The organism is Anaerococcus porci (genome assembly GCF_034090325.1).
Lineage (GTDB): Bacteria > Bacillota > Clostridia > Tissierellales > Peptoniphilaceae > Anaerococcus > Anaerococcus porci.
Window position 1 is genome coordinate 1 of sequence record NZ_JAXDSU010000092.1, and the last position, 25,307, is coordinate 25,307.

Genomic DNA, 25,307 nt, shown 5'->3' on the forward strand with positions numbered 1-25,307 from the left:
AAAAATAAAACCTTGAAAAATCAAGGTCTAAAATAAGTTTGGTGGAGATGACGAGATTCGAACTCGTGTCCGTACAAGCTTTAACAAAAGTATCTACAAGTTTAGTAAGTATTTATTTTTCATCTAGTACTCATATACTTACAAATAACTTACTAGACTAGCTTCATAAATACTAATATACTCAAAGCTTTGTATATTAGTTGCCACATAAAGTATGAAACAAATAAAAGCTCCTGTGACCAAGCTATTTATTTGCTGCTTGCCTAAAACTAGGCAGCTAGTGCGAATTGTCTTTCGCTATTGTTGTTTGCATTTATATTTAATTTTCAATTTTACGAATTGATAAACGACCTGCAACTTAAGTCTTAACAAGCACGTCGAAACCAAAACATCCCCTTATATAATGTAATGATTATTATACCAATATAGAAATAATTGTCAAAAAAACATTTGAGAAAAGGTTTTATATTATTAATTATTTTTTATAAATTTGGGTATCATATTATTAAGTAATAAAATTTATTATTCTATTATAGATAGGAGGAAATATGAGAAACTCAAATAAAATAGCTGCTATGCTTCTTGCAGGAGGTCAAGGTACTAGGTTAAAGGCTTTAACAAAAGATATGGCAAAGCCAGTCGTACCCTTTGGTGGAAAATATAAAATTATAGATTTCGCTTTATCAAATGCTACAAATTCAGAAATTAGAGATATTGGTGTTCTTACCCAATATAAACCTCAATTATTAAACAAGCATTTGGGTATAGGTGCTGCATGGGATTATGATAGAAACTTTGGAGGACTAAGGATTCTTACACCATATTACACTGAAGAAGGTGGAAAGTGGTTTGAAGGAACGGCTGGAGCAATTTTTGTAAATATTAATTACTTAGATAGTATAAATCCAGAATATGTACTAATTCTTTCAGGAGATCATATATATAAAATGGATTATACTAAGCTATTAGATAAGCATCTAGAAAAGGGAGCAGATGCAACAATAGCAGTAATGGAAGTAGATTGGGATGAGGCATCTAGATTTGGAATTATGAATACAGATGATGAAGGAAGGATAATTGAATTTGAAGAAAAACCTGAAAATCCAAAGTCTAACCTTGCGTCTATGGGTATATATATATTCAATTGGAAAATTTTAAGACAAGCTCTAGTCGAAGATCATAAAAATAAGGAATCTTCAAATGACTTCGGTAAAGATATAATTCCATATTTATTGAGTAATCATAGGAATTTATTTGTTTATAAATTTGATGGTTATTGGAAAGACGTTGGAACTGTTAAATCATATTGGCAAGCAAATCTTGATTTGATAGATCCAAAAAACCCACTTAATATACAAGATAATTCTTGGAAGATATATACAACTGCATTAAATCTTCCTCCTCATAGAATAGGTAGAAATGGTGTTTTAAATGATGCTTTAATTAATGAGGGATGTATTATAGATGGTGAAGTAAATAATTCAGTATTATTTTCTAATGTAAGAATAGAGGAAAATGCAAGTGTTAATAATTCTGTAATCTTATCAGGAGCAACTATAAAAGAAGGAATTAAAGTTTACAATGCTGTAATAACAGAAAATATGGAAATTACTGAAAATATAGGTGATAAAAATACTACTTCAGTTTACCTAGTTAGTAAAGATGGTATAGAGGAGGAATAGAATGCAAAATATACTTGCTTTAATTTATAGCTCAGAATTTGATGAGAAGAATTACGATACATTGTGTAAGTACAGACCTGATTATATGTTGCCTTTTGGATGTAGGTATAGAGTGATTGATTTTACCCTATCTAATATCACTAATCATAATATATCAAGTGTAATTTTGTATGGAGGAGAGCCTTTAAGATCAACTCTTGATCATGTAGGGGATGGTAGAAATTGGGAATTAAATAGAAGAAGCGGTGGTCTTACAATATCACCACCTATCTATAATAAGTCAAGAGCAAGCAATGAAATAGAAACTTATTATAATACAATGAAGCATTTTATAGATACAAAGAGAGAATATATTTATATCACAAATCCAATGTATATTACCAAGGTAGATATATCAGATGCGTATCAACAAATGCTTGAGGAAAGTAGAGATGCTCTTATTTTCACACAAAAGAAGAATGATGAGTATGGTTATTATCTAAATAGAAGAATTATAAATACTGAAGGAGAAAATCCTAAAAGTGTTGGTATAAATTTAGGTCTTGAAGAAGAAATAAATCTATTTACTGGTTCTTTACTAATCAAAAAGGATTTATTTATTGATTTATTAAGATATTCAATCGAGAAGAACAATGCAACTACAATTTTAGATGCCTTATTTAAGTATCCAAAAGATAAATCCATAGGTCTTTATAAATCTAAAGAAAGCCTTAAGGTAATAATGGATACCTTAACCTATTTTGAAACTAGTTTAGCTTTACTTGATAGAGATTACTTTGATGAAGTTTTCTATAAGCAAGGAATGGTGTATACAAAAAGTAAAGATGAACCATCAACCGAATACTTAAAAGGTTCTAAAGTAAGAAACTCTTTGGTAGCTAACGGTGCGCTCATAGAAGGAGAGATTGAAAATTCTATAATTTTTAGAGGAGTTACTGTAAAAAAAGGTGCGGTAATTAAAAATTCCATTATTTTCCAAAATTCTGAAATTGGTGAAGGAGTCATACTAAACCATGTTATTACTGATAAGGATACAAAAATTCATAATGATATAAAACTATTTGGAAATAGGACTCATCCTTTCCTTACTGAAAAAGGGGAGCATGTAAATTAAGGAGTTTAATATGAAAGTATTGTTTTTGACCAGTGAAGCTGATCCTTTTATAAAGACAGGTGGGCTTGCTGATGTAGCTGGTTCACTTCCTAAAGAATTAGCAAAAAAAGGTATTGATATTAGAGTGGCTATGCCGCTATATTCAACAATAAGTCAGGTGTATAGAAAAAAAATGAAAAAAATTAAAGAATTCTATGTTGACCTAGACTGGAAACATCAATATGCAGGTGTATATAGCTTGAAATGGAATGGTGTTATTTTTTATTTTATTGACAATTTAGAGTATTTCGATAGACCAAATCCTTATGGCTACGATGATGATGCTGAAAGATTTATTTATCTTTCTAAAGCTCTCACTCAGCTTCCAAAAATAATTGATTTTAAGCCAGACATAATTCATGCTAACGATTGGCATACAGCTCTTGTAAATATTTATGTAAATGATTTTAAGAAGGGTGATGAATTTTATAAAGATATAAGATGTCTATTTACAATTCATAATCTAAAATACCAAGGCGTATTTGATTCTGGATATTTAACATTAACAGGTCTAGATGGCTATTATTTCAATGAGCATGATTTAAAATATTTTGATGCTATAAATCTAATGAAAGGTGGAATAGTTCATTCTACAGCTTTTAATACAGTAAGCGAAAATTATGCAGAAGAAATAAAATATCCATTTTATGGAGAAGGTTTGGATGGTGTAATAAGGGAATACCAAGACAAACTTTCTGGCATAGTTAACGGTATAGATTATGATATATGGAATCCAAAAACAGATAATAATATAGATCAAAACTATGATATTAAATCTATAGATAAAAAAACAATTAATAAAACAAAACTTCAGAAAGAATATGGACTTCCTGTCAATAAAGATATACCTATGATTGGAATTTGTTCAAGACTTACATCTATGAAGGGTTTTGATTTGATTAGGTATATTTTAGATGAACTTTTACAAGAGGACATCCAACTTGTTGTTCTAGGTACAGGGGATTATACGTATGAAGAAATGTTTAAGTATTTTGAATGGAAATATCCAAAAAAGGTTGCTGCAAGAATTTACTATGACAGCAAGGAAAGTCATAAATTATATGCGGCAAGTGATTTGTATATGATGCCATCAATATCTGAACCTTGTGGTATAAGCCAATTGATAGCAATGAGATATGGATCATTACCTATAGTAAGAGAAGCAGGTGGATTGAAAGATACAGTTACTCCTTATAATAAATATACAGGGGAAGGAACAGGATTTTCATTTGAAAATATAAATGCTCATGAGCTATTATTTGCAACAAAGGCTGCTTTAGATTTATATAAAAATGATAAAAAAGCTTTTAATAAATTAATAAGTAATGCCATGGCTGAAAAAAATGATTGGGAAGAATCATCTAAAAAATATATAGAATTATATAAAAAAATAAAGGCTTAAAATGAAAGATAATATCATATTAAAAAGAATACAAAGTTTTTTGTATTCTTTTTATGCTAAAGATTTAAAAGAGGCAAGGATTGGAGAAGTTTATGATGCTTTAGTTAATGCCCTAATGCAAGATTTGGGGATTAGGTGGGTAGAGTCTAATAAAATTAATAATGATATTGATACCTATCTTTTGTCTTTCGAATATAATCCTAGCAAATTTCTTGAAGAAGTTGTTTTATCATTGGATTTGAAAGACCAATTAGATGATTTCATTAAAGATATTGATTTCTCATACGAAGATTTAATAAATTATGAGAAAGAACCAAGTCTTGGTAATGGAGATATTGGAACAGCAGCTTGGTATTTAATTAAAGAATTCTCAAAAAATAAGATTAAGGCCATGGCTTATGCTCTTAGATATGAGAGTGGCAGCATGAAACAAGAAATTAGAGAAGGAAAACAATTTGTAAATCCTAATAATTGGCTATATAGGGGCAACAAATGGGAACACAAAAAATCTTTCTCCTATATATTAAATATAGAAAACAGAGATCTTAAATCTGTAGCCTATGATATGCCAGTAATAAATAGAAATAATAAATTTATTAATACTTTGAGATTATGGAAATCAGAGTCAATCAATAAAATTAATTACATGAACTTATCTAGCGGAGATTTAGAAAGTGTATATAGCGATTATGCAAAGGATAACTCCCTAACCCAATTTTTATATTTGGATAATTCTAATTATGAAGGAAAATTTTATAGGCTAAGACAAGAATATTTTTATTGTGTTAGTTGTATACAAGATATATTTAGGAGATATTTTAAAAAAGAAGCTGATATTAAGTTTATAGGGGAAAAAGTTAATATTATACTTGCTGATATTCATCCTACTCAAGCTATAATAGAGTTTATTAGAAGCCTTTATCAAGGTTATGGAATAGAACTTGAAGAAAGCGTAAATTTAGCAAGAAAAGTATTTACTCATATAGCTATATTACTTACTCCAGAGTCAAAAGAATATTATTCAATGGATATGGTAAAAAAAATAGATAGTAATTTTTATGAGTTTCTATATATTTTAAATGAATATTGTAAAAATAAATACAATGATTCAATTTTCGAAAACAATAATTTATCCTATAAAAAGATTAATATGTATTTTACTAAAAATTTTTACTATTTATCTAAGGTATATCAAGAAAATAGTGAAGATAGTAGTAAGAATTCTTCATATATAAATTTTGGTATAGATAAGGAGTTATATTCATATACGAATAATGAATATTTTAATAAAGTTTTATCTAATCATAATATTTATAACATTGAAAGTTTTGCATTAGATGATTTTGAGGATAAGACAATATTTGATGATTTAGATGAAAGTAAACTATTAAACAAAAAAAATTTAATTAAAAAATTGGGGTTGGAAAATTATAGGATAAACCCGTACTCTATATTTGATATGCAATTGAGTGTTTTTCATGAAGCAAAAAGACAACTTCTAAATGCCTTAAGTATAGCTTCAATTTATTATAAACTTAAAGATAATTCAAATATAAACTTTTCTCCAACAAGCTATATTTTTTCAGGTTTTGCTAATGATGGCTATTTTATGGCGAAAGAAGTTATTAAGTTTATTCTTGCCTTAAAACATATGATTGATTCTGATGTTCTTATAAAAAATAAACTAAAAATAATATTTATAGAGGATATAAATGTTGAGAAATCGAAAATTCTTTACCCTGCATGTGATATATATAGTAATTTAACTTTGGTAAATTTTGATAATGAAAGTTTCAATATGTTAAATTCAGCCCACAATTTTTCCAATATTTGTTCAACTAAAGGTGGGATATTAGAAAACATTGCCAAAGAAAACTCTATCTATAAGTTTGGTAATGAATTTATAGAAATTAATGATGTGAAAAAAAATTATAATGCGCGTGACTTTTACTATAAAGATGATATAATCAGATATATTGTTGATAATCTAATTAATGAAGATTATTATAGACTACCATATAATTTTAAGATAATATATGATTATTTAATAAAATATAATGACTCATTTTTTATATTTAAAGATTTAGATAAACTCACTAAATTAAGATTTAAGATGTCTAAGGATTACTTGGATAAAGAACTTTGGATAAATAATGAAATAAGAAATATTATATGGGCAAATAATTTTAGTCTGGATAAAAAATTCTGAAATCAGGGAAATAGGAGATTATGAGTATTAGTTACGAAGAGATAAAGGATATAGAATTAGGAGCAATATATAAAAAAGAATATACAGACTTTAGGGTTTTTTCACCTAATAGAGATAAAATAAATTTACTTTTATGTGATGATTATAGGAAAGTAAGAAAAAATTCTTATCCAATGAAGAAAAATAAAAATGGAGTTTTTGAGTATAGGTATTATGGAGATTTGGATGGATATTTTTATTCATACTTGGTTGAAAATAAATATGAAGTCACTGACCCTTATTCAAAAGCTTCTTCCATAAATAGTATAATGTCTGCAGTTGTTGATATGGAAGAGATTAATTCTAGGTATAAATCTAATTATAGCCTACCTGACCTAAAGGATATTATTATTTATGAACTTAATGTTAAAGATTTTACCGCTAATAAGAATTCTTCAGTAGAATATAGAGGGAAGTTTTTAGGTTTAAGTCAAAGTAATTCATATTATGAAGGGGTAAAAACAGGACTTGGCCATATTAAGGAATTAGGAATAAGTCATGTTCAGCTTTTACCGGTATATGATTTTATATCAACATTTGAAGAGGATTATAAATTTTTTGATGAAGATAATTATAATTGGGGATATGATCCAGAGCTATATTTTAATATAGAGGGTTCATACTCTACAAATCCATATAATCCTAAAGCTAGAATAGAAGAATTTAAAACTATGGTTGACTCAATTCATAAAGAAAAAATTAGGGTTGTTATGGATGTTGTCTTTAATCATACTTTCAAAACTAAAGATTCCAATTTTGAAATCTTGGCTCCAGGATATTATTATAGGAAAAATCCAGATGGGACTTATTCTAATGGTTCAGGTGTTGGTAATGAGCTTGCAAGTGAAAAACCTTTTGTTAGAAAGCTTATAATTGACTGTTTAAAATTTTGGGCTAAAGAATATAAAATTGATGGATTTAGATTCGACTTAATGGCTTTAATTGATATAGATACCATTAAAATTGCCTTGAAAGAACTTAAGGAAATCAATCCCAATATAATTATATATGGTGAGCCTTGGATGGGAGGGACTTCATCCCTAGCATTAGACAAGCAAATTTTGATAGGTAGGCAAAGGTCAAATGGATTTGCAGTATTTAACAATAGATTTAGAGATGCTATAAAAGGTAATAATGATGGTTACTCCAAAGGATATATACAGGGAGATTTTTCTTTAAAAACACAAATAGAAATAGGTATTGCTGGAAGCATTGATTATGATTGTAAAAGAATGGGTTTTGCAGATGATGCAAGAGAGGTAATAAATTACTTTAATTGTCATGATAATCTTATATACTATGATAAATTAAGAATATCTTTAACAAGTGAGAAAAATATAGAAGAAATATCTAGGCTCGGATTTGCGCTTATATTTCTATCTTTTGGAACACCATTTATATATGAAGGAAATGAATTTAATAATTCAAAACAAAATAATAGAAATTCTTATAATGCAGGATTAAGTATAAACGGAATAGATTGGAAAGATAAGATACATAATTTATCAACTTATACTTATGTGAAATCATTGATAGAATTAAGAAAAGAACTAAATGTGTTTAATATTTATAAAAGCTCATTAATAAAAAGTAAACTTAAATTTATAGAAGGACTTGATGATAATTTAATTTCATATACTATTGAAGATAAGAATAAAAGAATTTATGTTGTATTCAATGCTTCAAGCAGTGAAGTAAAACTTAATAAAACTTTAAGAGATAATATTTTTTCTAAAGACGATATTGTGAGAAAAGTTTTTTCGAAAATGGGTAAAATTAATAATAAGATTAATGTATCAAATATTGAGAATTTTGAAAAAATATCAGTAAATGTTTATATTGGAGGAGAAGGAAATGAACTATAAAGAAACTTATGAAAAATGGCTAAACAATGATTTTTTTGATGAAGCTACAAGAGAAGAGCTTAGATTAATTAGAGATAACGAAGAAGAAATCGAGGATAGGTTTTATCAAGAATTAGCCTTTGGCACAGCAGGTCTTAGAGGAAAACTAGGTGTAGGCACAAATAGAATGAATGATTATACTGTTGCTAAAGCAAGTCAAGCTTTTGCTGATACCATCAATGAAGGAGGAGATGAAGCAAGAGATAGGGGAGTAACAATCTGCTATGATGTAAGACATAAATCAGAGGACTTTGCAAAAATTGCAGCTGGAGTTTTTGCTGCTAATGGAATAAAAGTATATATATATGATGAAATTCAACCAACTCCAGTATGCTCTTATACAATTAGAAAGTTAAATTCTTATGCTGGTGTAATGATTACAGCAAGTCATAATCCAAGAGAGTATAATGGATATAAGGCTTATGGTTCTGATGGAAGTCAAATATTAGAAGCTACAGCTGTAAAAATTCAAGATTACATGAAAGAATATGATGACTATTCTAAGATTAAAAGAATCGAATTTAATGATGGAGTAGAAAAAGGTATAATAAAGTATGTCGACCCTAAGGTTATTGAAGATTATATAAAAGAAGTTCTAGATTGTACAATAAATGAAGATATAGATAAAAATGTTAAAATAGTTTATACGCCACTAAATGGATGTGGAAACAAATTAGTTAGAAAAATTTTAGAAAAAAGAGGATTTAAAAATATTTATATAGTAGAAGAACAAGAAAATCCTGATCCTGACTTTACAACAGTTGGATATCCAAATCCAGAAGATCCTAAAGCTTTTAGACTTTCTGAAGAGCTGGGTAAGAAAAAAGAAGCAGAATTACTTTTAGCAACAGATCCTGATTCAGATAGATGTGCCGTTGAAGTAAGAAATAATAAGGGAGAGTATGAATTTCTAACAGGTAATAAAATAGGTTCTCTTTTAGCAAATTATATCCTTACAGCACTTAAAGAAAATAATGAATTACCTAGTGATGGAGCTATAGTAAAAACAATAGTATCAACAGATTTAGTTAATCCTATAGCTAATAGCTTTGGTGTAGATGTGTATGAAGTTTTAACCGGATTTAAAAATATATATGAAATAGCAAATGAATTTGAAAGAAACGGTAAGGGAACCTTTATATTCGGATTTGAAGAAAGTATAGGTTATAACTACAAAGATTTTGTAAGAGATAAGGATGCTGTAAATTCAGCTATGCTTATAAGTGAAATGACAGCCTATTATAAGAAAAAAGGCAAATCCTTACTAGATGTATTAGAAGAAATATATGAAAAATTTGGTTTCTATGCAAATGAAGTTCAATCAATTGTTCTTGAGGGACTTGATGGAGCAAATAAGATAAAAAGAATAATGGAAAGTATTAGAACTAATCCTATTAAGGAAGTTTGTAATTTAAAAGTTAAAAACATTATAGACTATCAAAATGACAAAACTGGTTTATCAAAATCAAATGTATTAAAATATTATCTTGAAGATGACTCTTGGTTTGTTCTAAGACCTTCAGGAACTGAGCCAAAAATCAAATTATATTTAAACGTAATAGATGAAACAAAAGATAAGGCAATAAGCAAAAAAGATAAGATAAAAGATGAGGTTAACAAAATAATTAACAAAGTAGAATAAGACTAGGGCTAGGTTACTAGCCCTTTTTAACTTATATGTTTTTCACAAGTTTATTTTAAAGTATTTGAAATATCTGATAAAATGAATAAAGTGAAATTCAAGGAGGATTTTATGGATCTATTTTTTAACTTTATAGATAGAGTATTTTCGATCCATGTTTTTGGAAATATGACACTTTATCAACTATTGTCAACAATTTTAAAATATGTTTTTGTTGTAATAGTATTGTATTTTATATACTCCATAATAAAGATAATATATTATGACGTAAGATACGTTATTAGAAAAGAGAAAATATCTGATACCTATCTTAAACTAATTAGCAAAAATGATGAATATAAGTTTAAAATACAAGAATACTACTACATAGGTGAAGATAATAGTATTGGTAGAGATGATAGAAATACTATATGTATTAAAGACCAATTTTTATCAAACTTTCATGCTAGGATTATATTAGATAAGGGAATTTACTTTTTAGAGGATCTAAACTCATCAAATGGAACATATTTAAATGATGAAAGAATTTTTGATGCAATTGAGCTAAAAAGTAAAGATATTATTAAATTTGGAGAATTGAAATTTTTATTTATTAATGGTGATGAGAATGATTGAGGAAAATAAAAATATTATCCTACAAAAAAAATATAAGACGAATGCTTTAGTTCTTTTATTTATATTTGAGTTTTTAGCCCTTAGTCTTTCTATGATCTATAATATTGAAAATATAAGCAATAAGGATTTTTATGCCTATCTGTCTATTTTAATATTGACTATGGCTTCATCAGTTCTAGTAAAAAAAATTACTAAGACTGATAATATTTTACTATTAATTGTAAATATGCTTTTTGCAATTGGAGTTGCAATAATATATAGGTTAAATCCTGCTATAGGCCAAAGACAGCTGATTTTTTATATAATAGGCATATTTGTTTTCTTTATTACTTATTTTATATTAAAAAGTAAGAGAAATTGGGATAAGCATATACTATTTTACTTTTTAATATCTATATTCTTATTTATTGCAACTTTAATATTTGGTTTTGCTTCTGGTGGAGCAAAAAATTGGATTAATATAGGACCCTTTTCCTTACAACCTTCAGAATTTATAAAGATTCCATTTGTATTTTTTGTTGCAAGTTACTATACCAACTATAATAAATTTAGGAAGATGGCTTTTGGAAAGTATTACTTAAATATAGGGATATATGTATTTATTCTAATGTTTTTTATACAAAGAGAGTTAGGAACAGCAATAATATTTTTTGCAACTATGATTTTAGCCCAATTTGTTTATGAAAGGGATAGAAAACTTATACTTCTTAATATAATATTTATAGTTCTTGGCTCAATTCTTGCATATTTCCTATTCTCACATATAAAAGTGAGGGTAGAAACATGGATAGATCCATGGTCTGTGATTGATGATAAGGGATATCAGATAACCCAATCTCTATTTGCTCTTGCAAGTGGTGGACTATTTGGTACAGGAATTGGACTTGGTAGGCCGGATTATATACCAGTTGCAGAAAGTGATTTTATATTTCCTGCAATTTGTGAAGAGTATGGAATATTTATGGGAATTGCTGTGGTATTATTATTTTTAATCTTAGTATATAGGGCTATAAAAATATCCTTACAACAAGAAGATAAATTTTTTTCTATACTTGCCTTTTGCATAGGAAGTTTATTTGCTCTTCAGACCTTCATAATATTGGGAGGAGTATTAAAGTTAATACCTTTAACAGGGGTTACACTTCCATTTATATCTGCTGGTGGCTCATCTATGATTGCAGGATTTATACTTCTAGCTTGTTTGCAATTTTCTGGTCAAAAAATGGAAAATGGTGATAATTATGAAAAAGAAAAACAAAAACAAAAAAAGCAAAGATAGAGAAAAATCCCTATTTAAAAAAATTTTGGAAATGGAAAAATCTCAAAGACTAAAAGAAGACAGTGAAAATCACTTTTTAGAAAAATCTACTATGAATAAAAGATTAATATATGTTATGATTTTATTTATATTCTTATTCTTAACCATAGTACTTTATCTTGTTTATTTTCAACTATTTAGATCACAAACAGTAGCTGATAACAGTCATAATAAAAGACTTTGGATTAATGAAAATGTGATTAAAAGAGGAAATATTTATGATAGAAATGGTGAGCTTTTAGTTTATAGTGAAAGGGATGAAAAAGGTAATAGTCAGAGAATATATACAAATCCATTTGTAAATTCTACATTTACAGGTTATAATTCTGTAAAGTATGGCAAAAGCGGTCTTGAAAAAACCTATAACAAAGAATTATTAAATATATCTGATCAGGCTACATCTAAAATTAGGGACATGGTCGAACAATCTGGTATTGGAAATAATTTAAACTTAACTATTGATCAAAGAATACAAGAAATATCTTATGAAGTTTTAGGAAATAATATTGGTTCTATAGTTGTTATGGATCCAAGAAATGGAGAAGTTTTAGCTTTGGTATCAAAACCATCTTATAATCCAAATACTATAGAAGGTGACTGGGAAAACCTAGTACAATCGAATAACGCTCCTTTATTAAATAGAACAAGTCAAGGGATATATCGACCAGGCTCAACTATGAAGATAGTAACTGCTGATGCTATTTTGGATAGTCAGATTGACACGAGTTTTAATGATACAGGTAAGGTAACTATACAAGGCTATGATATTAAAAACTATGGTGGATATTCCTATGGAAGTATAAACTTAAGAAGTGCATTTTTAAACTCTGTAAATACTTATTTTGCATCAAAGACAGATGAGCTTGGTAAAAACTTTTATAAGGAAGTTACTGAAAGATATATGTTTAATAGGGATTATAAGTTTGATCTTGAAAAAATCAATTCAAAGATTCCTTATGAAGAACTAAACCAAGTTGATTTAGCTATGACAGGATTTGGATATGGAAAAACTCAAGTAACACCTTTGCATATGGCTATGATAGCATCTGCTATAGCAAATAATGGAAAGATGATGCAGCCTAGACTTGTTAACAATGTGGTTGATAAGGATGGTAAAGAAATAAAGAAAAGTGAAAGTGAAGTTTTATCACAAGCAACTAGCGAGGAGAACGCAAATACTATAAGAGACTATATGGTAGATGTTGTAAACAGAGGAACAGGTACCGGAGCTTATATACAATCTGTACAAATAGCTGGAAAAACAGGAACCGCAGATAGAGATGATGGAGCGACTGATGCATGGTTTGTAGGTTTTGCACCAGCCTATGATCCAAAAATCGCCTTTGCAGTTGTATTAGAAAATACAAGTTCAACAGGTGGAGAAATAGCTGCTCCTTTAGCAGGGCAATTAGTAAATTCTATAGTAAATAATGTAAATTTAAATTAATTATAATAGCTTATTTTTAATATTAGTCCAATAGTGATTTTTATTTAAAATAAGCTTTTTTAGTTGTTTATCAGCAATTTTTGTTCTGATTTTAAAACTTTTGCTTTTAAATTCTTTCCCATCAAATATAAAAACAGTATGGTGACTATCCCTTTTGCTTACATTAATCTCAACTTCTGCATTTTTAGGTAATACTATAGGAGCCTTTAAGGACCTATTTAAAGATGAAAAAACAGGAGCTATTGGAGTAAGTTGAAAACCGTCTAAAGATTGATGTAATATAGCACCATTTGCAGATAAGTTATAAGCAGTCGAACCGTGTGGGGTTGATATAATTAATCCATCTCCTGAGAAATTTTCAATAAAATTACCATCAATAAATAGTCTTAATCTTATTAATTGATTTTTGTTGCTTTTAACTACCACTTCATTAACAGAATAATATACAGACTTACCTACTCTTGATTCCAATATTGGCAAATTTTCTATTTTGTAATTATTCTCGTGAAAGCTTTTAACAAAGTCTTCGATATTTTCAGCTGCTACTTCTTGGTAAAATCCTAAATGTCCAGTATTTATACCAATAAAAGGAATAGTAGAAAATTTTGAGTTTTTAACAGCATTTAAAAATGTGCCATCTCCACCTATTACTAAATTTAGACAAGCATCAGAATTATAAGAATTCGATACTTCATAACCATAATCTTTTAATATTTCTTTAGTTTTATTATATATACTTTTACTATATCTAGATTTATTTTTAAAAATGTTAATAATTTTAGTCATTGTAACTTACCTTTCTTAATATATAATTATTATAACACACTAATGAAAGGACACATTGTGGAATCTATTAAATTTAAAGTGGATAAGGAAATTTCCTTAAAAAAATTTTTATTAGAAAAGTCTATTTCAAAAAGATCATATAAGAAATTAATAAATAATGGATTATTGACTATAGATGGAAATAAAACCGAAAAAAATATTAATCTAAATAAAGGTAATCTTGTTAAGATTTCAATTGAAGATGAAAATTTAGATTATAAAACAATTTACAAAAAATTAGATATATTATATGAAGATAAGGATATAATTGCTGTAAATAAAGAGGCTAACCTAACTGTAAATTCTAAAAATCAAGAAAGTTTATCTAATTATATAGCTTATTATTTTAAAGAAAATAATATAAGGTCAAAGATAAGACTTATAAACAGACTAGATATGAATACTTCGGGGATAATGCTAATTGCAAAAAATAAATATGCTCAAGCATTTTATCAAGGTGAGATTGAAAAAAACAATGTTAATAAATTTTATATTTCATTGGTTGATGGAAAACTTAATATAGATAGAGAGCTGAAATTAAATATAAATTACAATAGTAATTTAAAAAAAATGGAATTATACCCTGAGGGAAAAGAGATAAGAACTTATTTTAAGAGCATGAAAATATATAACAATTTTTCACTTGTAGAATCTAAATTATTAACTGGTAAAACTCACCAAATAAGGTTATCTTTATCAAGTATAGGTCACCCTATTTTAGGAGATAAGTTATATGGAAGCAAATATAAGCTAAATAGATTTCTTTTACATAGTTATAAACTTGAATTTTCATGTTTTAGGGATAATAAAAAGATAACGATACTATCAAGACCACAATTCGATAAATACTTAAATTTAGGGATTTAGTACTTTAAAAACATATTTGCAATTATGCTTTTCATGATATATAATAAATATATTCCAAGGAGCAAGGTCCAAATTTAAACCTACAACATTTATAAGGGATTGCGGAGTTTTGACTTTGATGGCAAGCCTCCTTTGAGTGGAAGTCAGAGATTTCAAATAGCAAACCCACCTTCACATACGCGAAGGTATTAAATATAAGGACCACCTTGGATTTTTTATTTTATGTTATTTTTTTCTTAAAGTTGGGTATTAACTTAAATAAGACAATAAATAATTTAAAGGAGAGTATACTATGAGTATAGCTGATTATATTGAAAGTAAAGCACAAAAAAAACAAAGAGAACTTAAATATGAGATATGGAAAGTAAGAAACCATGATAGCAGAATGAGAACTCAAGGAGCAATAGTTGGTGCATTAGCAGGAGTTGCAGCTGGATTATTACTTGCTCCAAAATCAGGTAAAAAACTAAGAGAAGATATCAAAAATTCAATAGATTCTACTGTAAATACTGTAAAAGATTCCACAAGTGATATGGTAGAAAATGCTAAAGAATCTTATATAGATTTTAAAGATAGGGCATATACTGAATTACAACCTATACAAGAAGGTATAGAAGAAGGTATTGATACAGTTAAAAAGACTACTGAAAATTTTAAAGAAATTGTTAAAGAAAATACCAAAGATGTAAAAGACGAAGTTAAGGTAATTAAGGAAGATGCGAAAAATGTTAAGGATGCTGCCAAAAAAGGGGCAAAGGAAGCATCTGAAGAAGTTAAAGAAGGTATAGAAGAAAGCAAAGATGTAGTTAAAGAAACAGAAAAAAAAGCTGGGGAAGTAAGAAGAGCTGAAGATAAAAAAAAGAAATAAGTAAGGAGTAATTAATGGTTACAATAAATATAAGATTAATGGCTGATATTATCTTATTACTAGTAGGCATTATTGCTATTATATTTCTTGCTTTATTTTTGAAAAATGCAATTAATTTAGTAAAGTCTATACAAAAAATAGTAGATAAAAATAAAGATAACCTAGACAACGTTATAGATAAATTACCAACTTTAGTTGATCAAGCTAATACTTTAGTAGATAATGTAAATGGACTAGTATCTGATCCTAATCTAAAGATGGCTATCTCTAACGCTAATTTAGCTATCTCTAATGTAAGCGATATAACTGTTGATGTTAAAGATACAGTTAATTATTTTGGAGAAAGTGTGGTCGATACTACAGATACCTTTGGAGAAGGAATAGCGTCAATAAATGACTATGCCTCATTAATTATGGATGTAGTTGATATAGTTAGAAATGTTATAGCAGGAAGATAGGTCATCAATAGATGACCTTTTATTATATTAAAAATGAAGGGAGATTATATGGCACAACCTACTATTAAAGATGTTGCAAAACTTGCTGGAGTGTCAATTTCTACTGTTTCTAGGGTAATGAATGATTCAAAGCCAGTAAGCCCTGAAGCAAGAAGAAAAGTACTAGATGCAATAAACAAGCTAGATTTTAAACCTAATGAACTTGCAAGAAGTCTAGTAATGAAAAAGTCTAATTTAATTGGAGTAATTGTAGAGGATATTGGTATCGAATATATGGCTCAATTGATTAGAGGTGTTGAGGAAATAGGTCACTTGTATAAGTATGATATTATATTATCATCTACATATGGTGATGATAACGCACTTGAAAATGCTATAGAATTCTTGTCTACAAAACAAGTTGAAGGAATTGTAGTAATAAGTGAAAATATTTCAGCAGAAGTTCTAGTAAAATTAAGAGATAATAAAACTCCTTTCATTTTACTTGATAAGTTCCATGACTTTAAGAAATTAAATACTGTAAAAATAGATTATCTCAATGAACAGTATAAGTTAATTGAATATTTAAATTCATTAGGACATGAAAATATTGCATATGTAACCAAGAAAGATCATGACTATCTTTCTGATATAAAAATAGAAGGCTATAAAAAGTTTATGGAGAAGAAAAATCTCGAACCTATAATTATAGAAGCTCGTGGAAATTCAAGTGATGATGGGTATAATATTGGTGAAGAGGTTATTTCACAAGCTAAAAGTAAAAATTTAAGCGCTATAAGCTTTATAAACGATCAAGTTGCAGTTGGATTCATAGCTTATTGCTATGATAACGGCATCAAAGTGCCAGATGATTTTTCTGTTGTTGGATTTGGTGATTCAGAAATTTCTAGAGTCTACAGACCAAAACTTACAACTGTATCTATTCCTAATTATGATATTGGAGCCATTTGTATAAGGGCTCTAATTAAAAGAATTAGGGGAGAGGAAGATATTCTAGAAAATAATTGGATTCTTGATGCACAACTTATATCTCGCGATAGTACAAAAAGTCGATAGTTGAAAGTAACTTATTTAAATGTTAAAATAATATTATAAAATTTTAGGAGGCAATTATGGCAGAAAGAAAAATTGTTGTTACTAATGAAACAGGTCTACATGCAAGACCAGCAGCTTCTTTGGTGCAATTTGTAAAAAATTATCCAGGAGATGTTAAGTTAGTAAAAGATGGAAAAGAAGCAAATGCTAAGAGTATATTTAATGTTATGAGTCTAGGAATTTCAAAAGGTACAGAAATTGGTATCATTGTTGAAGGTGAAGACGAAGAAGAATTTGCAGACAAATTAACTGATTTTATAGATAATTTATCAGAGTAATTAATATTAGGGGTACTTAATAGTACCTCTATATTTTTACAATTTCAGAAAGGATATTAGTGTATGAGTGAAAGATATAAAGGCATTATAGCATCTAACGGTGTCGCAATAGGAAAACTATTTCTTTTTACAAAGGAAGAATTAATCATTGACAAATCTTTAATTGAAGACAAAGAAAAAGATAAAGAAATAAAAAGGGTTGAAGATGCTATAAGCTCATATTTTAAAAATCTTGAAAAAAAAGAAATTAGTGAAGAGAATGAAGAAATGCTAAATATTGTTAGAGCACATAAGGAATTATTGCAAGATCCTTATTTTCTAGACTCTATAAAAGAAAGTATTTCTAATGATAACAAGAATGCCGAACTTGCTACAAGTGAAACAGTTGATCAAATGGTTGAAGTTATGAGTTCTTTAGATGATGAATACCTTAAAGAGAGAGCTGACGATTATAAAGACATCGGTTTCCAAGTTTTATGTAAAATAAAGGGTGTTGTACCAAAAGATTTATCCAAACTAGATGAGGATTTCATAATTATATCAAAGGAACTAACACCATCAGATACGTCAAATATGAACAAAGCCAAAGTTTTGGGTTTTGCTACTGATTTAGGTGGTAAAACATCTCACGTTTCAATTATAGCTCAAAACTTAGATATTCCTGCTATAGTTGGAATGACAGGAATTTCTTCAAAAGTTAAGGGTGGAGAAATGGCTATAATTGATGGTAATAATGGAGAGCTTATTATAAATCCAAGTAAAGCTGAGATTGAAGAATATTCAAAAATTATTGAAGAGCAAAAAGTTGAAAGACAAAGACTTGAAAAAGTCAAAAACTTAGAAGCAAAAACTAAGGATGGTAGAACATGTGAAGTTTCAGCAAATATTGGTAATATTGAAGATTTAAAAGTTGCGATTGACTATGGATGTGATGGTGTAGGTTTATTTAGAACAGAGTTTTTATATATGGAGAATGATCATTTTCCAACTGAAGAAGAACAATTTGAAGTATATAAAGAGGCTACACAAATACTTGGTGAAAAACCTTTAGTTGTAAGAACGCTCGATATTGGTGGTGATAAGGGACTTGATTATTATGATTTTCCTAAAGAAGAAAACCCATTTTTAGGTTATAGAGCAATAAGATTTTGTTTAGATCACGAAGATATATTTAGAGATCAATTAAGAGCATTATTAAGGGCTTCTGCTTTTGGTAATTTAAAGATAATGCTTCCATATGTAATATCTGTTGATGAAATAAAGAAAACTCGTAATATACTAGAAGATATTAAAAAAGACTTAGACAATGAAGGTATTGCTTATAATAAGGATGTAGATTTAGGTATAATGGTTGAAACTTCTGCATCTGTAATTATGGCAGATAAACTTATTAAATATTCAGACTTTTTTTCAATAGGAACTAACGATCTTACACAATATACATTAGCCTGTGATAGAGGTAATGAAAATATTTCTGATTTGTACAACAACTTTAATCCTGCTGTAATTAGGTCAATTAAGCATGTAATTGATGAAAGTCATAAGGAAGGTAAATGGACAGGCATGTGTGGACAATTTGCTTCAGATACAAGAGCTACTAAATTATTATTAGGTCTAGGATTGGATGAATTTTCTGGTTCAGCATCAAAGTTGCCACAAGTCAAAGATATTATTTTAAATTCTTCTTATGAGGAAGAAAAGAAATTTGCTGAAAAAATACTTGATTTAGAAGATGTAAATAAAGTAGAAGAGGCAGTAGATAATCATAATTGATGGTAATAATATGGATAAAAATGCTTTTGATATAATTAAAAGAACTAACATTTTTAAAAATGACATAAATAATATAAAAAAGCTTAGCAAAATTTCATCAAATAAATTAAAATTTGATTTTAATGGTATTACCTATGTGGTTGGATTGTATCCTATAGAAGATTTTGATAATTTAAAAAAAGAAAATGAAATTAATAATTACCTTAGAAGTATAGATGTCAATCCTTTAGACTTATATGAAATCGGAATTATGCCTGACTTAGATAAGTCATACAAGGTATTTGAATTTAGAAATGAAATATCTTTAAAAGAATATATAAGTAAATATTCTAGTAAAGAGGTATATAATATTGGACTTAAATTTGGAGAGATTTTAAAAAAAATCCATATGAAAAAAATTGACTCCAATTTAGATTACGATTGGCATAAAAAAATTGAAACAAAGATAAACTTGCTCTTATATAGGCAAGGACTTAACAAAAATAATGGTGTTAATGATTATATATTGATAGATTACCTACAAAATAATTCTTATATATGTAAAAATACCTCATCAAATATTTTGTATGAGGGTTTAAATGACAAAAATATAAGAATATATGATAATGATAAAATAGACATAAGAGGTCTTAAAGATTTGAAAGTTGGTGATGGAATATCGGATTTTGTTAATATAAATAAGATTTCCATTACGAGTCCTGATTTTGCTAAAGGAGTTTTAAAATCTTACCATGAGGGTGAGCAAGTATCTAGGAAATTTTTTAGGCTATTAAGCCTATACCAAGCTTATTACTTACTAGAATCCTTAGTTAATATAAGAGAAAATAAAGAATCTTACTTAAACGAAGAGGAAATAGAGAAGATTATTTTAATGTATGATAATTTTTCAACTATAATACCATCATGGGTGTAAATTTAAAGGATTTTTGCTATATTTAAAGCAAGAGTCCTTTTTCATTATTGTTTATTTTGTAATATAATATATAATATGATAATATTTAATTGATATTTTACATAAGGATGGGAAAAATGAATTACAAAGTTAATAAAATTATAAGTATAATATTTAATTCATTATTGCTTTCATTTGGAATGTATTTTTTTCTTGTGCAACATAGTATAGCCTCTGGTGGAGTTACTGGAATTTCTATAATAATTTCTAAATGGTTTAGTTTTTTAACAGTTGGACAATGGTCTTTAATTTTAAATATTATTTTATTTATTGTAGCATTTGTATTTATGGGGGAAAGTTTTGGAAAAAAATCTATTCTTTCAGCAACGATTGTTTCATTAGGGATTATGTTTTTTGAAAGAGTATTTCCAGATACTATTTTGACCAATGATGTTATTATAAATGTGCTTTTCGGTGCAGGAATAGTTTCATATTCTTTAAGTAGAATATTCTTCAATGACGCTTCTTCTGGTGGAACCGATATAATTGCTGCCGTTTTAAATAAATATTTTTCAATAACCTTAGCTAAATGTTTGTTTGCTATAGATTTTTTAGTTGTTATGATGGCAGTTACTGAATTTGGCATAGAAAAAGCTTTATATGCTGTTATGACAGTTATAATACAATCAGTTGGATTTAACTATTTCATTCAAGGTTTAGGCAGAAAAATTGCTATCACAGTAATTAGTGATTATAGTGAAGAAATTAATAAGATGCTATTAAGTAAATATGATAGAGGTGTTACCTTATATAAATCTGAAGGTGGTTATTCTCATAAAAAAAGGGATATTATTCTTACGATTGTCCCATTTAGAAGATTTCCATCTATAAGAGATGATATATTAGATATTGATAAAAATGCATTTGTATTTACACATACTATATCAGAAGTTTATGGTGAAGGATTTACATACAATGTATTTGAATGATAGGAGTGAAAAAATTAAAAATTTAATTATAAAAAGATTTGCTAAAAATAAAGCATATCTTAAGACTTGCTTTGGAGATGCTTTAATAGATAGCAAGCAAGTGTACAATAATAAAAAAGGGGATAAAGTAAAGGCTTATATATATTATGACATTAATAATGTTTTGAGGGCAAGTTGTAATTTAAGTATCATAGAACATAAAGTCTATAGTTTAAAATGTATAGATATAGATAAAAAAGGTGCCTATTTTTTGTTTGGAAGTAATATAATATTATTAATGCCAAGGGACCAAAAATCTTATAAGCTTTTTAAAGATATGACTTATCCAGTTGGAGTTATGTTAGATAAGGATAATATGCTTATATTAACTACTAAGATTAGGGAGTTTTTATCTCTTGACCATAATTTTAAGGAAAATGACATAGTGGAAGGCAGGATATATTCTATTAATAAACATATAGGAGCATTTGTAGCTATAAATAATCAATATGATTCTCTTTTAAGAATAAATGAACTTAAGGGAGTTCATATAGAAGGTGAACTGCTAAAACTAAGAGTCAAAGAAGTAAAAGAAGATGGTAAAATAGAACTTACTAATAGAAAAAGAGCCTATCTAGAGATAGATTCAGATAGTGAAAAAATTTTAGATTATCTTTATGAAAATGATGGTTTAGTAAATCTAGGAGATAAGTCAAGCCCTGATAAAATATATAGGATTTTTGGACTCTCAAAGTCTTCCTTTAAAAGAGCTATAGGTAGACTTTATAAGGAAAAATACATAAGAATTTTTTCTAATAAAATAGAGTTAATAAGGAGATAAAATGACAGAAAATAAAAAAATATTAGCGAGTGTAAATGACAAAGAGATAAGTCAAGAAGACGTAATAGCTTTTATTTCTAAAATGCAAGGTGGAAATCAATTTCTAAATCCACAAGGAATAAATCAAATAACTGATGAATTGGTTAATCAAGAACTTATGTATATTGATGCTAAAGAAAATAAACTTGATGAAGATGAAGAGTTTTTAAGAGAATTAGATATTACAAAGTCAAATATGCTTAAAAATTATGCTATGCATCTTCTATTTAAGGATATAAAAGTTGATGAAGTTGAAATAAGAGAATATTATGATAACAATAAAGAAATAATAAAAAAACCAAAGACATATAAAGCTAGTCATATTTTAGTTGAAGATGAAAATATGGCTAATAAAATTTTAAAAGAAATTAAAGGAGGCAGATCTTTTGAAGATGCTGCAGATAAATATTCTATAGATAAGGGTTCTAAGGGTGGAGATTTGGGTGAATTTCCAAAGGGAACAATGGTAAAAGAATTTGAAGATGCCTTAGAGAAACTTAGTGAAGGAGAAATATCTGAACCTGTAAAAAGCCAATTTGGTTATCACATTATTAAACTAGACCATGTTCATGAATCATTTCTACCAGAATTTGATGAGATTAAAGATAGAATACACGATACTTTGCTAATGATTAAAAGACAAGAAAAATATCTTGAAAAAGTTGGGAAAATTAAAGAAAAAGTAGAAGTTAAAAAATACTATTAAGAGCAAATGCTATGGACAATTCAGATTATAAATATAAGTTTAGAACAATAGCCAAAGACTTAGGCGATTATATAAAAGTAATTGATGATGAGAAATCATTAATAAAGTTCATCTTGTCAAAAGCAAGGGAAAAGGGTCTTAAAATTTTATTAATTAATGATTGTTATTACATCAAAAATGACAAGGCAATGGCTGTTCTTCACTTAAATGTCAGTGATAAAATAAATAGACTTTCATATATAGATGTAGTTGAAAATGATGACCTAGTAGTAAATACTAATTTAGACGTAGCTGAACTGTCATCATTGATTTTGTTGATTATGTTGCTAGAAAGTGATATGAATAATTTTGATATTTTATTAACAAATAATTATGTTAATGATTATGATAGAGATTATACGACATTAAGATCTTATATTAGGTCTAGCAATATAATAAATCTAAACTTAAATGAAGCTGATTGCATTGCAGAAAGTTTTGCTTCTTATACACTTTCTACCTTAGATTTGCCTATTGTTAGGAGAAATATTGATAAAAAAGAGTTTTTGGATAATAATTTAGTATATAGGATATCTTTAAAAAATCTTTTAGGAAAAAGCTCAACTTTAAATCTAGAAAATATCCTAAAGAATGCAATTAAGATGCTTAATACTTTCTTAAGAAAAATAAAATCCAAAGTTGATATAGATTTAATTAGCTTTGATGGAAAGGGACTTTATGACTCAATTGCTACAGATGCTTATGTAGATATTGCTATTGATAAAAAATATGAAAATGATCTTTTAGACATATTTAAACTTTATTCTAGTGAATATTTAAGAGCAAATTTAAGGATAGAACCAAATTTAAAATTTGAAATAGAAAAAATAGAAGAAATTTCTTATCCGCCAATGACTGAAGATTCGTATAACCATATATCATCTTTTATAGAGCTTGCAATAAATGGTATTTATTCAGTAGATAGTAATACGAAACTAGCAATATCTTCTTGTCTTTTATCAAGAGCAAAGACTTTTGATGATAAATTATATATTATTATAATCTTTAGGTCTTTATCGGAAGATACTTTAAAAGATATGATGGAAAAAATTAAATTAGCTGCAAAAATAAATGGTGCAGAAATTGTTGAAAGGTTATCCATTCCTTCATGGCAAAATGAAAATAATAAGCTTACAAATGTATTTTCCAATGCCTTTGAGAAGTTGTTTAATACAAGTTTAAAGATAATTAAAACACAATATTCTTTAGATGGCATTTTAATTTTTCATAAATTTAATGTTAATATGGTTTCACTTGGGGTAAAATATAAACAAGTGGATATAGAAAAATCTACATTTGAATATAAAGATCTTTTAAAAACATATTCTTTAATTGAAGAAGTATTGTTAGAATTAAGAAAAAGTTTGGAGTAAATATGGCGAAAGAATTAGAAATTCATGGACATAATGTTGAATTTGAAAAAAATGAGGGAAAAGCTATTATAGAACTTCATATTGATGATAATCCAATAGAAGCTTATCTTCTAGATATATTTTCTGTTGACGAAATAGATTATATAGCCTTGATTGATAGTCAGTCAAGTGAATTGTATTTATTAGAATACAAACTAGAAGATGAAGAAAGTGGTGAAATAACATTAAATCCATTAGAAGATGAAGATAAGCTTGATGAAATTTATCATTTATTCAATCATTATTGGGATGAAGATTCGATAGATAGAATTATCAATGAGTATATAGAAGATATAGAAGATAGGGATATGGATGAGTAGTATCCTACCATATTATCCTATTTCAGAATATTATAAAAATAAATATGGTCAAAAAGTATATAAGCTACCTATAAAGTTGTCTTTAACCTGTCCTAACAGGGATGGAGAGGCTGGTTTTGGAGGATGTATATTCTGTTCTGAGTCTGGAGGTAGTTTTGAAAACTTACCAAGCTCTTTTACAGTAGAAAAGCAGCTAGAAATCAACAAGAATTACATAGGTAGTAAATATAAAGCAAAAAAGTTCATTGCATATTTTCAAAATTTTTCAAACACATATATGGACTATGAAAAATTTAAAGAAGTTATTTGTGCTTGTAATAAGAATTATATTATAGCTATATCAATTTCTACTAGAAGTGACTGTATAACAGAAAAAAAACTAGAATTTTTAGAAGATTTTTCTAAAAATACAGGAATAGATATAATAATAGAACTTGGTCTTCAAACTGCAAATTACAAAAGTCTTAAAATCCTAAATAGGTGTGAAGATTTGGCTGATTTTATTAAAGCTTGCA

The 25,307-nt window shown here is 27.5% G+C and carries 23 protein-coding genes and 2 other RNA genes; 23 read left to right on the forward strand and 2 right to left on the reverse strand.

Features of this window, described 5'->3' with window-relative positions; all coding sequences use genetic code 11:
* Positions 1 to 39: 39 nt before the first annotated feature.
* Positions 40 to 396: a transfer-messenger RNA gene (ssrA, locus tag SOR60_RS09465) on the reverse strand.
* A 152-nt stretch (positions 397 to 548) separates the two neighbouring features.
* On the opposite strand from ssrA, the gene SOR60_RS09470 reads away from it, so the two are divergent.
* The 9 genes from SOR60_RS09470 to SOR60_RS09510 all read left to right on the forward strand — a co-directional run bounded on the left by SOR60_RS09470 (position 549) and on the right by SOR60_RS09510 (position 13,411).
* A complete protein-coding gene (locus SOR60_RS09470; RefSeq protein ID WP_154538693.1) occupies positions 549 to 1,682 on the forward strand; it encodes a glucose-1-phosphate adenylyltransferase in 1,134 nt (377 codons plus the stop codon).
* Position 1,683: 1 nt separating this feature from the next.
* A complete protein-coding gene (gene glgD, locus SOR60_RS09475; RefSeq protein ID WP_320595805.1) occupies positions 1,684 to 2,796 on the forward strand; it encodes a glucose-1-phosphate adenylyltransferase subunit GlgD in 1,113 nt (370 codons plus the stop codon).
* A gap of 10 nt (positions 2,797 to 2,806) precedes the next feature.
* The gene (glgA, locus tag SOR60_RS09480; protein WP_154538695.1) at positions 2,807 to 4,237 is read left to right on the forward strand and encodes a glycogen synthase GlgA; all 1,431 of its coding nucleotides are present in this window, start codon (positions 2,807 to 2,809) and stop codon (positions 4,235 to 4,237) included.
* 1 nt (position 4,238) lies between these two features.
* Positions 4,239 to 6,446 carry a glycogen/starch/alpha-glucan phosphorylase gene (locus SOR60_RS09485; protein ID WP_320595806.1) on the forward strand — a complete coding sequence of 736 codons (2,208 nt, stop codon included), beginning with the start codon at positions 4,239 to 4,241 and terminating at the stop codon, positions 6,444 to 6,446.
* A gap of 20 nt (positions 6,447 to 6,466) precedes the next feature.
* Positions 6,467 to 8,350 (forward strand): type I pullulanase, encoded by a 1,884-nt coding sequence (gene pulA, locus SOR60_RS09490; protein WP_320595807.1) that lies wholly within the window; start codon positions 6,467 to 6,469, stop codon positions 8,348 to 8,350.
* Positions 8,340 to 10,031 (forward strand): phospho-sugar mutase, encoded by a 1,692-nt coding sequence (locus tag SOR60_RS09495; RefSeq protein WP_320595808.1) that lies wholly within the window; start codon positions 8,340 to 8,342, stop codon positions 10,029 to 10,031. The genes pulA and SOR60_RS09495 overlap by 11 nt, the downstream gene beginning before the upstream one ends.
* A 111-nt stretch (positions 10,032 to 10,142) precedes the next feature.
* On the forward strand, positions 10,143 to 10,646 hold the full coding sequence (locus SOR60_RS09500; RefSeq protein ID WP_154538699.1) for an FHA domain-containing protein: 504 nt from the start codon (positions 10,143 to 10,145) through the stop codon (positions 10,644 to 10,646).
* Positions 10,633 to 11,925 carry an FtsW/RodA/SpoVE family cell cycle protein gene (locus tag SOR60_RS09505; protein ID WP_407654230.1) on the forward strand — a complete coding sequence of 431 codons (1,293 nt, stop codon included), beginning with the start codon at positions 10,633 to 10,635 and terminating at the stop codon, positions 11,923 to 11,925. The genes SOR60_RS09500 and SOR60_RS09505 overlap by 14 nt, the downstream gene beginning before the upstream one ends.
* Complete coding sequence (locus SOR60_RS09510; RefSeq protein WP_320595810.1) at positions 11,888 to 13,411, forward strand: peptidoglycan D,D-transpeptidase FtsI family protein; 1,524 nt, start codon at positions 11,888 to 11,890, stop codon at positions 13,409 to 13,411. The genes SOR60_RS09505 and SOR60_RS09510 overlap by 38 nt, the downstream gene beginning before the upstream one ends.
* Here the strand turns inward: SOR60_RS09510 and SOR60_RS09515 are convergent, their stop codons facing one another.
* Positions 13,412 to 14,197 (reverse strand): NAD(+)/NADH kinase, encoded by a 786-nt coding sequence (locus SOR60_RS09515; protein ID WP_154538702.1) that lies wholly within the window; start codon positions 14,195 to 14,197, stop codon positions 13,412 to 13,414.
* Positions 14,198 to 14,254: 57 nt separating this feature from the next.
* Here SOR60_RS09515 and SOR60_RS09520 point away from each other — a divergent pair, with 57 nt between their 5' ends.
* The 14 genes from SOR60_RS09520 to SOR60_RS09585 all read left to right on the forward strand — a co-directional run.
* Complete coding sequence (locus tag SOR60_RS09520; RefSeq protein WP_320595811.1) at positions 14,255 to 15,103, forward strand: RluA family pseudouridine synthase; 849 nt, start codon at positions 14,255 to 14,257, stop codon at positions 15,101 to 15,103.
* A gap of 48 nt (positions 15,104 to 15,151) precedes the next feature.
* A non-coding RNA gene (gene ssrS, locus SOR60_RS09525) (6S RNA) lies at positions 15,152 to 15,320 on the forward strand.
* Between the two features lie 75 nt (positions 15,321 to 15,395).
* A complete protein-coding gene (locus SOR60_RS09530; protein ID WP_320595812.1) occupies positions 15,396 to 15,971 on the forward strand; it encodes a YtxH domain-containing protein in 576 nt (191 codons plus the stop codon).
* 14 nt (positions 15,972 to 15,985) lie between these two features.
* Complete coding sequence (locus SOR60_RS09535; RefSeq protein ID WP_154538705.1) at positions 15,986 to 16,429, forward strand: hypothetical protein; 444 nt, start codon at positions 15,986 to 15,988, stop codon at positions 16,427 to 16,429.
* Between the two features lie 48 nt (positions 16,430 to 16,477).
* Positions 16,478 to 17,485: a LacI family DNA-binding transcriptional regulator gene (locus tag SOR60_RS09540; RefSeq protein WP_320595813.1), complete on the forward strand. Its 1,008-nt coding sequence runs from the start codon at positions 16,478 to 16,480 to the stop codon at positions 17,483 to 17,485.
* A gap of 56 nt (positions 17,486 to 17,541) precedes the next feature.
* Positions 17,542 to 17,802: an HPr family phosphocarrier protein gene (locus SOR60_RS09545; RefSeq protein ID WP_154538707.1), complete on the forward strand. Its 261-nt coding sequence runs from the start codon at positions 17,542 to 17,544 to the stop codon at positions 17,800 to 17,802.
* Between the two features lie 63 nt (positions 17,803 to 17,865).
* Complete coding sequence (gene ptsP, locus SOR60_RS09550; protein WP_320595814.1) at positions 17,866 to 19,575, forward strand: phosphoenolpyruvate--protein phosphotransferase; 1,710 nt, start codon at positions 17,866 to 17,868, stop codon at positions 19,573 to 19,575.
* Between the two features lie 10 nt (positions 19,576 to 19,585).
* The gene (locus SOR60_RS09555) at positions 19,586 to 20,488 is read left to right on the forward strand and encodes a kanamycin kinase (RefSeq protein WP_320595815.1); all 903 of its coding nucleotides are present in this window, start codon (positions 19,586 to 19,588) and stop codon (positions 20,486 to 20,488) included.
* A 116-nt stretch (positions 20,489 to 20,604) separates the two neighbouring features.
* Complete coding sequence (locus SOR60_RS09560) at positions 20,605 to 21,456, forward strand: YitT family protein (RefSeq protein ID WP_320595816.1); 852 nt, start codon at positions 20,605 to 20,607, stop codon at positions 21,454 to 21,456.
* Positions 21,443 to 22,276: a S1 RNA-binding domain-containing protein gene (locus tag SOR60_RS09565; protein ID WP_320595817.1), complete on the forward strand. Its 834-nt coding sequence runs from the start codon at positions 21,443 to 21,445 to the stop codon at positions 22,274 to 22,276. The genes SOR60_RS09560 and SOR60_RS09565 overlap by 14 nt, the downstream gene beginning before the upstream one ends.
* 1 nt (position 22,277) lies before the next feature.
* Entirely contained in the window at positions 22,278 to 23,021 is a 744-nt protein-coding gene (locus SOR60_RS09570) for a peptidylprolyl isomerase (RefSeq protein WP_154538711.1), read from the forward strand.
* A gap of 11 nt (positions 23,022 to 23,032) precedes the next feature.
* Positions 23,033 to 24,433 carry a zinc-binding metallopeptidase family protein gene (locus SOR60_RS09575; RefSeq protein WP_320595818.1) on the forward strand — a complete coding sequence of 467 codons (1,401 nt, stop codon included), beginning with the start codon at positions 23,033 to 23,035 and terminating at the stop codon, positions 24,431 to 24,433.
* Between the two features lie 2 nt (positions 24,434 to 24,435).
* A complete protein-coding gene (locus SOR60_RS09580) occupies positions 24,436 to 24,792 on the forward strand; it encodes a DUF1292 domain-containing protein (protein WP_154538713.1) in 357 nt (118 codons plus the stop codon).
* Positions 24,785 to 25,307, forward strand: a 523-nt coding sequence (locus tag SOR60_RS09585) for a radical SAM protein (protein ID WP_407654231.1), incomplete at its 3' end; no start/stop codon positions are given. The genes SOR60_RS09580 and SOR60_RS09585, both read left to right, overlap by 8 nt.

Excerpts from the sequence above, each read along its gene's own strand:
- SOR60_RS09485 (WP_320595806.1), top strand. The coding sequence starts at position 4,239 with ATGAAAGATAATATCATATTAAAAAGAATACAAAGTTTTTTGTATTCT.
- SOR60_RS09570 (WP_154538711.1), top strand. The coding sequence starts at position 22,278 with ATGACAGAAAATAAAAAAATATTAGCGAGTGTAAATGACAAAGAGATA.
- SOR60_RS09540 (WP_320595813.1), top strand. The coding sequence starts at position 16,478 with ATGGCACAACCTACTATTAAAGATGTTGCAAAACTTGCTGGAGTGTCA.
- SOR60_RS09555 (WP_320595815.1), top strand. The coding sequence starts at position 19,586 with ATGGATAAAAATGCTTTTGATATAATTAAAAGAACTAACATTTTTAAA.
- SOR60_RS09495 (WP_320595808.1), top strand. The coding sequence starts at position 8,340 with ATGAACTATAAAGAAACTTATGAAAAATGGCTAAACAATGATTTTTTT.
- SOR60_RS09545 (WP_154538707.1), top strand. The coding sequence starts at position 17,542 with ATGGCAGAAAGAAAAATTGTTGTTACTAATGAAACAGGTCTACATGCA.
- SOR60_RS09515 (WP_154538702.1), bottom strand. The coding sequence starts at position 14,197 with ATGACTAAAATTATTAACATTTTTAAAAATAAATCTAGATATAGTAAA.
- SOR60_RS09505 (WP_407654230.1), top strand. The coding sequence starts at position 10,633 with ATGAGAATGATTGAGGAAAATAAAAATATTATCCTACAAAAAAAATAT.
- SOR60_RS09560 (WP_320595816.1), top strand. The coding sequence starts at position 20,605 with ATGAATTACAAAGTTAATAAAATTATAAGTATAATATTTAATTCATTA.
- SOR60_RS09470 (WP_154538693.1), top strand. The coding sequence starts at position 549 with ATGAGAAACTCAAATAAAATAGCTGCTATGCTTCTTGCAGGAGGTCAA.
- SOR60_RS09530 (WP_320595812.1), top strand. The coding sequence starts at position 15,396 with ATGAGTATAGCTGATTATATTGAAAGTAAAGCACAAAAAAAACAAAGA.
- SOR60_RS09500 (WP_154538699.1), top strand. The coding sequence starts at position 10,143 with ATGGATCTATTTTTTAACTTTATAGATAGAGTATTTTCGATCCATGTT.
- ptsP (WP_320595814.1), top strand. The coding sequence starts at position 17,866 with ATGAGTGAAAGATATAAAGGCATTATAGCATCTAACGGTGTCGCAATA.
- SOR60_RS09510 (WP_320595810.1), top strand. The coding sequence starts at position 11,888 with ATGAAAAAGAAAAACAAAAACAAAAAAAGCAAAGATAGAGAAAAATCC.
- SOR60_RS09565 (WP_320595817.1), top strand. The coding sequence starts at position 21,443 with ATGTATTTGAATGATAGGAGTGAAAAAATTAAAAATTTAATTATAAAA.
- glgA (WP_154538695.1), top strand. The coding sequence starts at position 2,807 with ATGAAAGTATTGTTTTTGACCAGTGAAGCTGATCCTTTTATAAAGACA.
- glgD (WP_320595805.1), top strand. The coding sequence starts at position 1,684 with ATGCAAAATATACTTGCTTTAATTTATAGCTCAGAATTTGATGAGAAG.
- pulA (WP_320595807.1), top strand. The coding sequence starts at position 6,467 with ATGAGTATTAGTTACGAAGAGATAAAGGATATAGAATTAGGAGCAATA.
- SOR60_RS09535 (WP_154538705.1), top strand. The coding sequence starts at position 15,986 with ATGGTTACAATAAATATAAGATTAATGGCTGATATTATCTTATTACTA.
- SOR60_RS09575 (WP_320595818.1), top strand. The coding sequence starts at position 23,033 with ATGGACAATTCAGATTATAAATATAAGTTTAGAACAATAGCCAAAGAC.
- SOR60_RS09580 (WP_154538713.1), top strand. The coding sequence starts at position 24,436 with ATGGCGAAAGAATTAGAAATTCATGGACATAATGTTGAATTTGAAAAA.